The 14,063-nt window shown below is 64.4% G+C and carries 9 protein-coding genes; 8 read left to right on the top strand and 1 reads right to left on the bottom strand.

Annotation, left to right across the window (positions count from 1 at the left end; translation table 11 throughout):
* Positions 1–416: 416 nt before the first annotated feature.
* Entirely contained in the window at positions 417–2,033 is a 1,617-nt protein-coding gene (gene pvdP, locus Q6A48_RS25435; RefSeq protein ID WP_304557223.1) for a pyoverdine maturation tyrosinase PvdP, read from the bottom strand.
* Positions 2,034–2,339: 306 nt separating this feature from the next.
* Here pvdP and pvdM point away from each other — a divergent pair, with 306 nt between their 5' ends.
* From pvdM to Q6A48_RS25395, 8 genes are all read left to right on the top strand, one after another.
* Entirely contained in the window at positions 2,340–3,710 is a 1,371-nt protein-coding gene (pvdM, locus tag Q6A48_RS25430; protein ID WP_304557222.1) for a pyoverdine-tailoring dipeptidase-like protein PvdM, read from the top strand.
* Complete coding sequence (gene pvdN / locus Q6A48_RS25425) at positions 3,707–4,987, top strand: pyoverdine-tailoring periplasmic protein PvdN (RefSeq protein WP_304557221.1); 1,281 nt, start codon at positions 3,707–3,709, stop codon at positions 4,985–4,987. Before pvdM ends, pvdN begins: the two co-directional genes overlap by 4 nt.
* A 35-nt stretch (positions 4,988–5,022) precedes the next feature.
* The gene (gene pvdO, locus Q6A48_RS25420) at positions 5,023–5,898 is read left to right on the top strand and encodes a dihydropyoverdine dehydrogenase (protein ID WP_304557220.1); all 876 of its coding nucleotides are present in this window, start codon (positions 5,023–5,025) and stop codon (positions 5,896–5,898) included.
* A 319-nt stretch (positions 5,899–6,217) separates the two neighbouring features.
* Positions 6,218–7,867, top strand: a complete 1,650-nt coding sequence (locus Q6A48_RS25415) for a cyclic peptide export ABC transporter (RefSeq protein ID WP_304557219.1) — start codon at positions 6,218–6,220, stop codon at positions 7,865–7,867.
* Between the two features lie 112 nt (positions 7,868–7,979).
* Positions 7,980–10,430 (top strand): TonB-dependent siderophore receptor, encoded by a 2,451-nt coding sequence (locus Q6A48_RS25410; protein ID WP_304557218.1) that lies wholly within the window; start codon positions 7,980–7,982, stop codon positions 10,428–10,430.
* 713 nt (positions 10,431–11,143) lie between these two features.
* Positions 11,144–12,526, top strand: coding sequence for an oxygen-independent coproporphyrinogen III oxidase (gene hemN / locus Q6A48_RS25405; protein WP_304557217.1), 1,383 nt, complete (start codon positions 11,144–11,146; stop codon positions 12,524–12,526).
* 94 nt (positions 12,527–12,620) lie between these two features.
* Positions 12,621–13,355: a fumarate/nitrate reduction transcriptional regulator Fnr gene (fnr, locus tag Q6A48_RS25400; protein ID WP_304557216.1), complete on the top strand. Its 735-nt coding sequence runs from the start codon at positions 12,621–12,623 to the stop codon at positions 13,353–13,355.
* Positions 13,356–13,431: 76 nt separating this feature from the next.
* Positions 13,432–13,980, top strand: a complete 549-nt coding sequence (locus Q6A48_RS25395; RefSeq protein WP_304557214.1) for an adenine phosphoribosyltransferase — start codon at positions 13,432–13,434, stop codon at positions 13,978–13,980.
* The last annotated feature ends 83 nt before the right edge of the window (positions 13,981–14,063 follow it).

Raw genomic sequence — 14,063 nt, 5'->3', positions numbered from 1 at the left:
TTTTGGGGCTGCCGTGCAGCCCAACGGGGATAAATCCCCTCGCCACAATGATTCTCTGGGTCTCATGAAGGGTGTTCGGCTTGGGTCCTGTTTATTCGGATATGTCGGACACCCGAAGCTACGCCCTGGGGATCCAGCCGATGCTCGAGCTGAGTCCCTGGACATCGAGCGTGGCGTTGTACAAGGCGCTGGGTGGGGGTTGGCAGCCCCTGTAAGCCCCGACCCCAGCCTCAAGCCAGGCACATTTGTGGCGAGGGGATTTATCCCCGCTGGGCTGCGCAGCGGCCCCAATCAGTAATATCTCGGTATATCCGATCTTTTGAGTGGGCTGGTTTTCGGGCTGCCGTGCAGCCCAACGGGGATAAATCCCCTCGCCACAACTGCCTTCGCTTTGCTCCAATGTGAGTAGCGGAGGGCTACACCGGCTTGCTCTTGAGATTACGCGCATACCACGGCCGTTGCGGCACGCGGCGAAACAGCTGGGAGAGTTTTTTGTCGTCGCTGCCGAAGGTGATGCGCAGCGCCAGCTTCATGGTTTCCGGGTCCATTTCCACCGAGCGTCCCACCTGCAGCCCCGGCGTGGCGCTGCAACCGTGGGTATCCGGCCCCAGCCAGGGGTCGGCGACTTCCACCCAGCGGCCGGCGGCGAACCAGGGTACGCCGTTGACGTCGAGCCGGCTCACTTCGCCAGGGTGGAAACGTTCGTGGGCGCGGAACCAGTCTTCCAGGCGATCGTCGATCCAGCCGTGGAACGACCAGAACACCGGGTTTACATGGGAGGAAAACGGGTCGCCGAGGAAGTCGTTTTCTGCCGCGTACCAGCGCGGGGCGAAGTCGGCCGGGTCGCGGGCGAATGGCACCGGGTGGCCGTTGGACGGGTCCCGGGGCACCGAGGCCCAGCGCATGTGCAGCCAGTCGTGCAGGCCCAGTTCCATCTCCGAACCCAATTGGCCCAGGGTCAGTTTCGACAGATAGCGCGGGTCACGGTACCGCGATTCCCAGACCTGGAAATTGCTGTGGTAGGTCTCGGCGGTCTTGATGTCGCTCACCCATTGGGCGTACTGCTCATCGCCGTCGGCCAGCCAGGTGGGCGGCAAGGCCGTGCCGTCGTGGTTGTCGAAATAGCGGGCGAACCCGAGGCGATCACGTTCCAGTTCCGGTTGCGGCAACGGGAAGCGCGGCCACGAGGGCAACGGCTGGAACGAACGCGCCGTGCCCAGCATGTGCCGGTGCATGAAGAAGAAATCGATGCCCGAGCCATTGCGATCCTTGCGCGGTCCGCGGGCGTCACGCTCCTTGCCCCGGGGGCCGGGTTGCCAGCCAATGCCGCGCAGGGCGTTGCGCTTGTCTTCGTCCAGGGTGTGCCATTTGTCCCGCGTCGCATGCCAGAGTTGATGGAACAACCGGTGCTCCGGCGACACCAGCCAAGCCAGCAACGCCGGGCCCAGCGGCACGCGCTCGCGGGCTTCGGGGAAGGGCTGCTTGACGGCGATGAATCGATTGTCGCGTTCAGGTTGGGCCAGCGGACGGTCCAGCGACCACACGCGTCCGCTGAGGGTGGCGGGACCGGCATTGCCGAAGCCGGCCCAGACCTCGTCCAGGGTCATGATGAATTCATAGCGCGGCACGCCGCTCGCGCCATCGACCAACCGCCAGCTCAGTTGCGTCGAGTCGGTGCCGGCCAGGTCACCCAACACCCGGTAGCGCGGCTCGGCGTCGGCGCGCAGCCGCTCGGCGGTGTCGAGGCAGCCCACCAGGCCCCGGCCCTTGTGGGCGATGTCGAGGAACAGTTGCAGATCGTCGTCCGGCAGACCCGCCAGGCCCGCCTCCTGCCCGGAAAAGCGGATCGTCCAGATCCCCCGCAGCGTGTCCGCCCGACGCTGGCCCGCCACATCCGCCACGTCGAAGGACGCCTCGCCGGGCGTGATCGTCGGATCCGGCCGGGTCAGTTCGCGATGCCCGTAATACACCGCAGGCACAGCGGCACCGGTCAGCGCCAGGCCCGCCATGAACCATCGTCGAGAAATCGTCATTGCCTTACCTGTATCCAGCCCTGGGGGTGGGCGTTATCCAAGCTAGGACGATGGCTGGGCTGACAAATTTATAGGGAACCGAGGCCGCCTTCGCGAGCAAGCCCGCTCCCACCGTGGATCTGGGTACCTCTGCAGAAACAGGCCAACTGCAAGGTCGCCTCGCGAGCAAGCTTGGCTCCCACATTGAAAGTGGAATGCGGTCTGTGGGAGCGAGCCTGCTCGCGATGAGGCCCTCACGAACCGCTAAATTTCCCCGCCGACCGCTCGTTCCCAGCAGATAGCAAAGGCCCCAGACTGAGATCGGCAATGACAACACGACGTTCGAAAAAAGCGCTGTTCACCGGCGTGCCCCTGGCCCTGGCGTTGCTGGTGGGCGGTGGCCTCGCGGCCTGGGACTACGGGTGGCGGGACAACCCCGGCTACCCGGTCAAGGTGATGAAGCAAGCCCGGGAGCTGCACGAGCGCCTGCTCTCCTTCGACAGCCACATCACCGTGCCACTGGATTTCGGCACCGCCGGCCACGAAGCCGACAAGGACGGCAGCGGCCAGTTCGACCTGGTGAAAGCCAATCGCGGCCAGTTGTCCGGCGCGGCGCTGACGATCTTCGGCTGGCCGGAACTGTGGAACGGCCCCAACGCGCCGCACAAGCCCACCGCCGGCTTCGTCGAGGAAGCGCGCCACCAGCAGGAGGTGCGCTACAAGATCATCACCGGCCTGGTCCGCGATTACCCCAACCAGGTTGCCATCGCCTACACCCCGGATGATTTCCGCCGGCTGCACGGCGAAGGCAAGTTCGCGATCTTCATCAGCATGCTCAACGCCTATCCCCTCGGCCACGACCTGAGCCTGCTGGACCTGTGGACGGCACGCGGCATGCGCATGTTCGGCTTCAGCTACATCGGCAACAACGACTGGGCCGATTCCTCGCGCCCGTTGCCCTTCTTCAACGACTCGCCCGACGCCCTCGGCGGCCTGTCGGACATCGGCAAGCAGGCCGTCGCCCGCCTGAACGACTTGGGCGTGATCATCGACGTGTCGCAGATGTCGACCCCGGCCCTGGAGCAAGTCGCGCAACTGAGTCGCACGCCGCTGGTGGCCTCGCACTCTGCCCCTCGGGCGATGGTGGACATCCCGCGCAACCTCAGCGACAAGGAGCTGCAACTGATCAAGCGCAGCGGCGGCGTGGTGCAGATCGTCGGCTTCTCCCAATACCTGCGCCCACTGACGCAAAAGACCCAGGACAAGCTCAACGCCCTGCGCGAACGCTTCGGCCTGCCACCGCTGCCCAACCTGGCCATGGCGCTGATGCCCGGCGACCCGATCATCGCCGCCTGGCCCGAGCAGAAGTTCGGCGAGTACGCCGCCCAGCTCTACGGCATCCTCGAAGAAGAACCCAAGGCCAGCCTCAAGGACCTAGGGGATGCCATCGACTACACCGTGCGCAAGATCGGTATCGACCACGTCGGCATCGCCTCGGACTTCAACGAAGGCGGTGGCGTGAAGGGGTGGGAGAACGTCGGCGACATCCGCAACGTCACCGCCGAACTGTTGACCCGTGGCTACTCCGAAGCCGACATCGGCAAACTCTGGGGCGGTAACTTCCTGCGGGTCTGGGACCAGGTGCAGAAGGCCGCGCGACCGGCCCTGGCCTCCAGCCAGAAGGCCGGCCAGCCATGAACGAGCGCCGCACCTTCCTGAAACAGGCCGGGATCCTGGCCGCCGGCCTGCCCCTGGCCGGCCACCTGCCCGCTGTCGCTGCGGCCGACCCGCTGCCGCCGCTGCCCAAGGACAAATGGGCGCAACTGCGCTCGCTGTTCGACCAGGATCCGGATTATCTGCACTTCGCCAATTTCCTCGTCACCACCCACCCGCGTCCCGTGCGCGAGGCCATCGAACAGCACCGCGCCGCGATCGACAGGAACCCCGGGCTGGCGATGGACTGGGACCTGGGCGTCACCGAAGCCCGCGAGGAGAATGTCCGGACCTGGGCCGGGCGCTACCTGCAAGCGGGGCCTAGGCAGATCGCCCTGACCGGCAGCACCACCCAGGGCCTGGCGATGATCTACGGCGGGGTCCAGGTCAAGCCCGACCAGGAAATCCTCACCACCGTCCACGAACACTACGCCACCCACACCATTCTCGACCTGCGCACCCAACGGGACGGCACCCAGGTGCGCAAGATCAAACTGTTCGAGGACGCCCACCGCGCCAGCCACGATGAAATCCTGGCCGCCATCGACCGGGCCATCCGCCCGCAAACCCGCGTCCTGGGCATGACCTGGGTGCACTCGGGCAGCGGCGTGAAGTTGCCCATCGACAAGATCGGCGCCGTGGTGGACCGGCACAACCAGGGCCGTCGCGATGACGAGCGCATCGTCTATGTGGTGGATGGCGTGCACGGCTTCGGCGTCGAAGACCTGGACTTCCCGGCGATGAACTGCGACTTCTTCATCGCCGGCACCCACAAGTGGATGTTCGGTCCTCGGGGCACGGGGCTGGTGTGCAGCCGCAGCGACCAGCTCAAGTACGTCACGCCGATCATCCCGACGTTTTCCGAAGCCACGGCGTTTTCCACCGTCATGACCCCGGGCGGCTTCCATGCCTTCGAGCACCGCTGGGCGCTGGACGAAGCGTTCAAGCTGCACCTGCAATTGGGCAAGGCCGAGGTGCAGGCGCGCATCCACGCCCTCAACAGTGACTTGAAAGAACAGCTGGTGGCGATGCCGCAGGTTGAACTGGTCACGCCGATGAGCCCGGCGCTGTCGGCCGGTTTTACTTTCTTCCGCGTCAAGGGCCGCGAGAGCGACCAGGTCGCCGGCGACCTGATGAAGCAACGCGTGATCGTCGACGCCGTTCACCGCGATGCCGGGCCGGTGATTCGTACCGCCCCGGGCCTGCTCAACAGCGAAGCCGACATCGATCGCTTCATGACGCTGCTTGGCAAGGCGACCTGACCCTGCGTTTGCTGGACTTTTATCGAGAGGGATCCATGAACGATTTTCCACTGAAGGGCCTGGCGGCATTGGCCTTCGTCGCGCTGCTGCCCAGCGGCGCCCAAGCTTCTCAACCGGGCCAGGTGTTCCGCGATTGCAAGGATTGCCCGGAGATGGTCGTGCTGCCCACCGGCACGTTCCAGATGGGCACTCCGCCAGACGAAGTCGGTCGCGAGCCGGATGAAGGCCCGATGCACCCGGTGACATTCGCCCACCCGGTGGCGATCAGTCGCTTCCAGGTGTTGAAGGGCGAATGGTTCGCTTATTTGCGCGACACCGGCTACACCATGCCCGACGGCGACGATCGCCCCGGCCGTGCCTGCAAGGCCGGCGTCCCGGATTACCAGGGCAGCGACCCGCGCACGCAGTACAGCGACCGCCACCCGGCGGTGTGCATGGATTTCACCGAAGCCACTGCCTACGTGGCCTGGCTGTCGAAAAAAACCGGCAGGCCCTACCGGCTGGCCAGCGAGGCCGTGCGCGAGTACGCGGCGCGCGGGGGCAGCAGCGGGCCGTTCCCCTTCCCGTTCGATGAAGGCAAGGACTACAGCATCGCCCGGCATGCCAACACCTACGGCGCCGCCGACGGCTTCAACTTCACCTCGCCGGCCGGCAGCTTCCCGGCCAACGCCTTCGGCGTGTACGACATGCACGGCAACGTCTATGAATGGACGGCCGATTGCTACAACGACAGCTACACCGGCGCGCCGGACGACGGCAGCGCGTGGCTCGGCGGCGACTGCAAGGCCCGGCGCATCCGCGGCAACGACTGGGGCGAGGCACCGGTGTTCTCCCGCTCGGGCAACCGCAACGCGGCGTACCCCGATGCGCGGGGTGACTGGCTGGGGTTTCGGGTGGTGCGGGATATGTAGATCGACAAGCGCCAGGCCCCTGTGGCGAGGGGATTTATCCCCGCTGGGCTGCAAAGCAGCCCCAGAGAAAATCAGCGCGTGGTTCTGGCTGACCGGGGCTGCCTGTCGGGGGCTGCGTTGCAGCCCAACGGGGATAAATCCCCTCGCCACATGATCCCCTCGCAACAGGGGGGGTGGCTCATCTGGAACATCGCTAAATTCCCCTTCTCCCCAACCGTTCTAAAGGTGGGCGCGACACAACCGGCGCCCGCCGTCCTCAAGCCCTTGCGATGACTGCCTGCGGGGGCCTTCGCCCGTTCTTCAAGCAGGGAAAATCGCCATGAACCAACCCACACGCGGGGTGATGCACGAGCTGTTCACGTTGCTCAAACCTTTCCGGCTGATTGTCACCGGCGCCATCGCGCTGGGCATGCTCGGCGGTCTCAGCGTCACCGTGCTGCTGGCGACGATCAACCAGGTCCTGCACGCCGACAGCGGCCTCAGCGCCACGGTGGTCGGCGTGTTCGCCGGGTTGTGCCTGCTGGCGCTGACCAGTTCGATTTTCTCGGACATCGGCACCAACTACGTCGGCCAGAAAATCATCGCCACGCTGCGCAAGACCCTGGGGGAAAAAGTGCTCTCGGCGCCCATCGAGCAGATCGAGCGCTACCGCAGCCATCGCCTGATCCCGGTGCTGACCCACGACGTCGACACCATCAGCGACTTCGCCTTCGCGTTCGCTCCGCTGGCCATTTCCCTGACCGTCACCCTCGGCTGCATGGGCTACCTGGCGCTGCTGTCGTGGCCGATGTTCCTGGTCACGGTGGTGGCGATCCTGGTCGGCACGGTCATCCAGTACATCGCCCGGGGCCGGGGCATGCAGGGGTTCCTCGACGCGCGCGAACACGAGGACGAGCTGCAGAAGCACTACAACGCCATCGCCGAGGGCGCCAAGGAACTGCGCATCCACCGCCCACGTCGCCAGCGCATGTTCGTCTCGGGCATAGAGCGCACCGCCGACACGATCTGCGACACCCAGATCCGCTCGGTGAATATCTTCGTGGTCGCCAAGACCCTCGGCTCGATGCTGTTCTTCGTGGTGATCGGCCTGGCCCTGGCCCTGCAATCGCTGTGGCCGAGCGCCGATAAAGCGGTGATGAGCGGTTTCGTGCTGGTGTTGCTGTACATGAAGGGCCCGCTGGAACACTTGATCGGCACGTTGCCGATCGTCAGCCGCGCGCAGATCGCCTTCCGCCGGATCGCCGAGTTGTCGGAGCAATTCTCCTCGCCCGAACCGCACCTGCTGCTCAGCGACCCGGGCAGCCGGAACACCCAGGTAAGCAGTCTGGAACTGAACAACGTGTGCTACAGCTTCCCGGCGGTCGAAGGCGCCGTGCCCTTCCGCCTGGGCCCGGTGAACCTGCGGATCGACCCGGGCGAGATCATTTTCATCGTCGGGGAAAACGGCTGCGGCAAGACCACGCTGATCAAGCTGTTGCTGGGCCTGTACGCGCCGCAACAGGGGGAGATCCGCCTCAACGGCCAGGCGGTGACCGCGCTGGACCGCGACGACTACCGCCAGCTGTTCACGACGATCTTTGCCGACTACTACCTGTTCGACGACGTCGTGCAGGGCGAGACCCACATTCCCGACGACGCCAACCAATACCTGCAGCGCCTGGAGATCGCTCACAAGGTCAGCGTGCGCGACGGCACCTTCACCACCACAGACCTGTCCACCGGCCAACGCAAGCGCCTGGCCCTGGTCAATGCCTGGCTGGAAGAACGCCCGGTGCTGGTGTTCGACGAATGGGCCGCCGACCAGGACCCGACCTTCCGGCGGATTTTCTACACCGAGCTGCTGCCGGACCTCAAGCGCCTGGGCAAGACCATCATCGTGATTTCCCATGACGACCGTTACTTCGACATCGCCGACCAGTTGGTGCGCATGGAAGCCGGCAACGTCGTCACCGAGCTGCAACCCGCCTGACCGTAAAAAAATTCAAAAAAAGACGTTGGGCCTTTCCGGTTTGCGAAAGGCCCAACGTCTTACTAGCAGCTAATAGAAATAGTTCTCAGTAACATTCTTAAGAGAAAAAATAATGCCAGCACCGCTAGGACTGAATCCGCTCACCCAGGCTCTACTGATCCGTCATTCGTTTCGACCCAGCGTCCCGGCCCTTTGCGCGCTGGCCCTGGGCCTGCCGCTGATGGCCCAGGCCCAGAGCCTGCCGATCGACATCCAGGCACAGCCGCTGGGCAGCGCGTTGCAGGAGTTCGGTCGGCAGACCAACCTGCAAGTGCTCTACAACCCGGCCGATGTCAGCGGCCTGCGCAGTACCGCAGTGAGCGGTGAGCTGGAACCGGCGGCCGCCATGGCCCGGTTGCTCCAGGGCACGCCGATCGCCTACAGCGTCCAGGGCAACAGCGTGACGCTGCACAGCCGCGACAATGGCGCGGGCCTGGACCTGGCGCCGATCACCATTTCGGGCAACCAGGAATCGGCATGGGGGCCGGTCGATGGGATCGTCGCGAAAAAGACCGGCACCGGCACCAAGACCGACACGCCGCTCAACGAAGTGCCGCAAACCGTCAACGTCATCACCCAGGACGAGGTCAAGCTGCGCGGCTCGCAGAGCGTCACCGAGGCCTTGCGCTACACCGCCGGCATGACCGGTGGCGGCTTCTCCGACCGGGTGTCGATCTTCGACGAACCGACGTCCCGCGGCTTCATCCCGACGCCGCTGTACCTCGACGGCCTGCACCTGCCCTACGGGGGTGGCAGCACCGGCGGCGCGCTGCAAATCGACCCGTACACCCTGGAACGCATCGAAGTGCTCAAGGGCCCGGCCTCGGTGCTCTACGGCCAGAACCAGCCGGGCGGGATCGTCAACATGGTCAGCAAGCGCCCCACCGCCACGCCGTTGCATGAGGTGACCCTGGGCGCCGGCGACAACGACCGCAAGAAGCTCGGCTTCGACTTCGGTGGCCCGCTGGATGACCAGGGCGAATTCCTCTATCGCCTGACCGGCCTGGTGAACGATTCCGGTTCGGAAATCGACTACGTCGACAAGAACCGCATGCTCCTGGCGCCGAGCCTGACCTGGAACCCGAGCGAGGCCACCAGCATCACCTTCTTCGCCCAGTACCAGAAAGACCATGACACCCCGTCCGCCCAAGGCTTGCCCGCCTCCGGCACGGTGCTGCCGAACCCGAACGGCAAGTACAGCCGCTCGACCTTCTTTGGCGAGCCGGACGTGAACAAGTACAACCGCGAGCAGTTCGTCGTCGGGTACGAAGCGTCCCATGAACTGAATGACGTCTGGACGCTGAAGCAGACGGCGCGCTACGCCCAGGTCGACGACCAGTACGTGGATCCGCTGCACGGCTACGGGTTCATTGCCAACCCGGTCACGGGGGCCAACGACCAGCGCTACATGCGCCGCTACGGGGTGGACTGGTCGCAGACCAACAAGGTCTACAACATCGATACCACCGCCCAGGCCAAATTCCGCACGGGCGAGCTGGACCACACGGTGCTGCTGGGCCTGGACCACTACCATTTCGAGTCGAAATTCCTCGGCCTGTACGATCGCAGCGCCTCGCCCATCGACATGTACAACCCGGTGTACGGCGGCGCGATCAATTTCACCTCGCCTTATCGCTGGGACAATACCGTTCGCCAGACCGGGCTGTATGTCCAGGACCAGCTCAAGTGGGACAAGTGGTTTCTCACCCTGGGCGGCCGCTATGATTTTGCGCAAACCGACAACAAGAGGCCCCTGCAGGGCACCCTCACCCAGACCCGGGACGAGAAATTCAGTGGCCGGGCCGGCTTCGGCTACCTGTTCGACAACGGCCTGACCCCCTATGTGAGCTACTCGGAATCCTTTCTCCCCGTCACCGACACAGGCTTTGGGAACAGCGCGTTCAAACCGACCACGGGCAAGCAGTACGAAGCTGGCATCAAGTACGAGCCGAAGGCCATCGACGGCTTCATCCAGTTGTCGGTGTACGACATCGAGCAAAAGAACGTGGTGACGTCGAATCCATTGACCCCTGGCTTCAGCGACCAGTCCGGTGAAATGCGCTCCCAGGGCATCGAGCTGGAAGGCAAGGTCAACCTCAACAAGAACGTGCGGGTGATCGGTTCGGTGTCGCGCAACGACATCGAGTACACCAAGGACAACGACGGTCGCGAAGGTCGTCACCCCGCCAGCGCCCCGCCCCTGACCGCCTCGGCCTGGGTCGACTACACCTTCACCGGCGCCAGCCCCTTGGCCGGTCTTGGGGCGGGCATCGGCGCACGGTACGTGCGCGAGAGCTACGGCACCGACTACGAAGGCGCATTCAAGGTCCCGTCCTATACGGTCTACGACGCCATGATGTCCTACGACTTCGAGAAATCCCCACTGCACATCAAGGGCGTGAGCGTGCGGATGAACATGGAAAACCTCGAGGACAAGAAGTACGTCGCCAGCTGCCGCAGCAACTGGGACTGCTACTACGGCCAGGGCCGCACCCTGACCACCGACCTGACCTACAACTGGTAGACCCGACGGCCTGCTCGCGAAGCGGTGAGTCAGCTTGCAGGGAGGTTGACTGGGCTGCCGCCTTCGCGAGCAAGCTCGCTCCCACAATGAGGTCGAGGCGCGGCCAAATCCTGCGTCCACCCCGGATGTCTCTGTGGGAGCGGGCTTGCTCGCGAAAGCGGTCAGTCAGCTTGCAGGGAGGTTGACTGGGCTGCCGCCTTCGCGAGCAGGCTCGCTCCCACAATGAGGTCGAGGCGCGGCGAAATCCTGCGTCCGTCCCGGATGTCTCTGTGGGAGCGGGCCTGCTCGCGAAGCGGTGGGTCAGCTTGCAGGGAGGTTGACTGGGCTGCCGCCTTCGCGAGCAGGCTCGCTCCCACAGGAGAGGTCGAGGCGCGGCCAAATCCTGCGTCCGTCCCGGATTTCTCTGTGGGTGCGGGCTTGCCCGCGAAAGCGGTCAGTCAGCTTGCAGGGATGTTGACTGGGCTGCCGTCTTCGCGAGCAGGCTCGCTCCTACAGTGATAGGCAGCGGATACAAATCCTGTATTCGACACTGCCCCCCTGTGGGAGCGAGCCTGCTCGCGATGACGGCGGCACATTCGACATCCATTCACCCGACAGCCCGCTTTCGCGACCAGGCTCGCTCCCACAACTGACCTGCGTTGACGCAAATCAAAACAGCCACACCCACGCCCCCCTAGACTCGCCCCATGCCAGCCTATCCGGGGAACGCCCGCATGCTCGACACCATTCGTTGGGACTCTGACCTGATCCGCCGCTACGACCTGGCGGGACCACGCTATACCTCGTACCCGACGGCGGCGCAATTCGGCAGCCAGGTGGGCACGTTCGACCTGCTCCACGCCCTGCGCGACAGCCGCAAGGCCCTGCGGCCCCTGTCGCTGTACGTGCACGTGCCGTTCTGCGCGAACATCTGCTACTACTGCGCCTGCAACAAGTTCATCACCAAGGACCGCGGCCGGGCCCACGCCTACCTGCAACGCCTGGAACAGGAGATCCAGCTGATCGGCTGCCACCTGGATCCGGCCCAGCGGGTGGAGCAGTTGCACCTGGGCGGTGGCACCCCGACTTTCCTCAGCCACGACGAACTGCGCCAGTTGATGGGCACGCTGCGCAAGCACCTGAACCTGCTGGACGACGATTCCGGCGACTACGGCATCGAAATCGACCCCCGGGAAGCCGACTGGTCGACCATGGGCCTGCTGCGGGAACTGGGTTTCAACCGCGTCAGCGTCGGCCTGCAAGACCTCGACCCGGCCGTGCAACGGGCGGTCAATCGGCTGCAAAGCCTGGACGAAACCCGCGCCGTGATCGAGGCCGCGCGCACCTTGCAGTTCCGCTCAATCAACATCGACTTGATCTACGGCCTGCCCAAGCAGACTCCGGAGAATTTCGCCCACACCGTCGAGGAAGTCATCCGCTTGCAACCGGATCGCCTGTCGGTGTTCAACTACGCCCACCTGCCGGAACGCTTCATGCCTCAACGCCGCATCAACAGCCAGGACCTGCCCAACCCCGAGCAGAAACTGGCGATGCTGCAAGGCACCATCGAACAACTGACCGCCGCCGGCTACCGCTACATCGGCATGGACCATTTCGCCCTGCCCGACGACGACCTGGCGATCGCCCAGGAAGAAGCCACCCTGCAACGCAACTTCCAGGGCTACACCACCCACGGCCACTGCGACTTGATCGGCCTCGGCGTGTCGGCCATCAGCCAGATCGGCGACGTGTACTGCCAGAACACAAGCGACCTGAACCACTACCAGAACACCCTCGCCGACGGTCAACTGGCAACCAGTCGCGGGCTGACCTGCAACGCCGACGACCGTCTGCGGCGTGCGGTGATCCAGCAGTTGATCTGCCATTTCGACCTGGCCTTCGCCGACATCGAACAAGCCTTCGGCATCGATTTTCGCGCCTACTTCGCACCGCTGTGGCCGCCATTGCTCGGCATGGCCGAGGACGGCCTGATCGAACTCGACGACCGCCACATCGCCGTACTGCCCGCCGGTCGCCTGCTGGTGCGCGCCGTGTGCATGGTGTTCGACGCCTATCTGGAACAGCACACACGACAGCGATTTTCCCGGGTGATCTGAGCGCGACAATTTGACGGTGAAACCACGCTGGCCCTCCCCCCTGCGCTGGGGTACCCTTACGGCCTATGTGTGTTTTCCCACAAGGATTTAAGAAATGTCCGAGCCAGTCAAACTGCGCGCCCATAACCAGGCTCATTGCAAGGATTGCAGCCTGGCCCCCCTCTGCCTGCCACTTTCGTTGAATCTGGAGGACATGGACGCGCTGGACGAGATCGTCAAACGGGGCCGCCCGTTGAAGAAAGGTGAATTCCTGTTCCGCCAGGGCGACACCTTCGATTCCGTCTACGCGGTGCGCTCGGGCGCCTTGAAGACCTTCAACCTGAGCGATGGCGGCGAAGAGCAGCTCACCGGGTTCCATTTGCCCAGCGAACTGGTCGGCCTCTCCGGCATGGACACCGAGAGCCATCCGGTTTCAGCCCAGGCGCTGGAGACCACTTCGGTGTGCGAAATCCCGTTCGAGCGCCTCGACGAGCTGGCGATCCAATTGCCGCAACTGCGTCGCCAGCTGATGCGGGTGATGAGCCGGGAAATCCGCGACGATCAGCAGATGATGCTGTTGCTCTCGAAAAAGACCGCCGACGAGCGCATCGCCACGTTCCTGGTGAACCTCTCGGCACGCTTCCGCGCCCGGGGGTTTTCGGCCAACCAGTTCCGCCTGAGCATGTCGCGCAATGAAATCGGCAATTACCTGGGCCTGGCGGTGGAAACCGTGTCCCGGGTGTTTACCCGCTTCCAGCAGAACGAACTGATTGCCGCCGAAGGCAAGGAAATCCACATCCTCGACCCGATCCAGCTCTGCGCCCTGGCCGGCGGCTCGATCGACGGCTGATGCACGAGCGCGGCTGAGGGATTGCCCCGGCCGCGCTATACTGCCGCGTTTGCAGCCCTGCCAGGACACTTCGACGATGGTCTTCGACTCCTTCGACATCAAATCCCTGATCCGCCCCGTGATCGACTTTCCCAAGCCGGGCGTGATCTTTCGCGACATTACCCCGCTGTTCCAGTCCCCGACCGCCCTGCGCCTGGTGATGGACAGCTTCGCCCACCGCTATGTCGAGGCCGAGTTCACGCACATCGGCGCGATGGACGCGCGCGGCTTCCTGATCGGCTCGATCCTGGCCTACCAACTGAACAAACCACTGGTGCTGTTCCGCAAGCAAGGCAAGCTGCCAGCGGATGTGCTGGCCGAGGGTTACCAGACCGAATACGGCGAAGCTTTCCTGGAAGTGCACGCCGACAGCCTGTGCGAAGGGGACTCGGTGGTGATGTTCGATGACCTGATCGCCACCGGCGGCACGCTGATCGCCGCCGCCAACCTGATCCGCCGCATGGGCGCCAAGGTCCACGAAGCGGCGGCCATCATCGACCTGCCGGAACTGCTGGGCTCCCGGCGCCTGGAAGACATGGGCATTCCCACTTTCTGCCTGACGCAGTTCTCGCTGAGCGAAAAGTAACTGGCAAGCTGCAGTCGAACCTGTGGGAGCGGGCTTGCTCGCGAAAGCGGTGGATCATTCACCGAACAGGTTGACTGACACTC

The organism is Pseudomonas citrullilanati (assembly GCF_030580855.1).
GTDB classification, from domain to species: Bacteria; Pseudomonadota; Gammaproteobacteria; order Pseudomonadales; family Pseudomonadaceae; genus Aquipseudomonas; species Aquipseudomonas citrulli.
Note: the sequence above shows the minus strand (reverse complement) of the source record. Positions and strands in the feature narration are given on the sequence as shown.

Coding starts and splice junctions, on each gene's coding strand:
- hemN (WP_304557217.1), top strand. CDS start 11,144: ATGCTCGACACCATTCGTTGGGACTCTGACCTGATCCGCCGCTACGAC.
- fnr (WP_304557216.1), top strand. CDS start 12,621: ATGTCCGAGCCAGTCAAACTGCGCGCCCATAACCAGGCTCATTGCAAG.
- Q6A48_RS25395 (WP_304557214.1), top strand. CDS start 13,432: ATGGTCTTCGACTCCTTCGACATCAAATCCCTGATCCGCCCCGTGATC.
- Q6A48_RS25410 (WP_304557218.1), top strand. CDS start 7,980: ATGCCAGCACCGCTAGGACTGAATCCGCTCACCCAGGCTCTACTGATC.
- pvdN (WP_304557221.1), top strand. CDS start 3,707: ATGAACGAGCGCCGCACCTTCCTGAAACAGGCCGGGATCCTGGCCGCC.
- pvdM (WP_304557222.1), top strand. CDS start 2,340: ATGACAACACGACGTTCGAAAAAAGCGCTGTTCACCGGCGTGCCCCTG.
- pvdO (WP_304557220.1), top strand. CDS start 5,023: ATGAACGATTTTCCACTGAAGGGCCTGGCGGCATTGGCCTTCGTCGCG.
- Q6A48_RS25415 (WP_304557219.1), top strand. CDS start 6,218: ATGAACCAACCCACACGCGGGGTGATGCACGAGCTGTTCACGTTGCTC.
- pvdP (WP_304557223.1), bottom strand. CDS start 2,033: ATGACGATTTCTCGACGATGGTTCATGGCGGGCCTGGCGCTGACCGGT.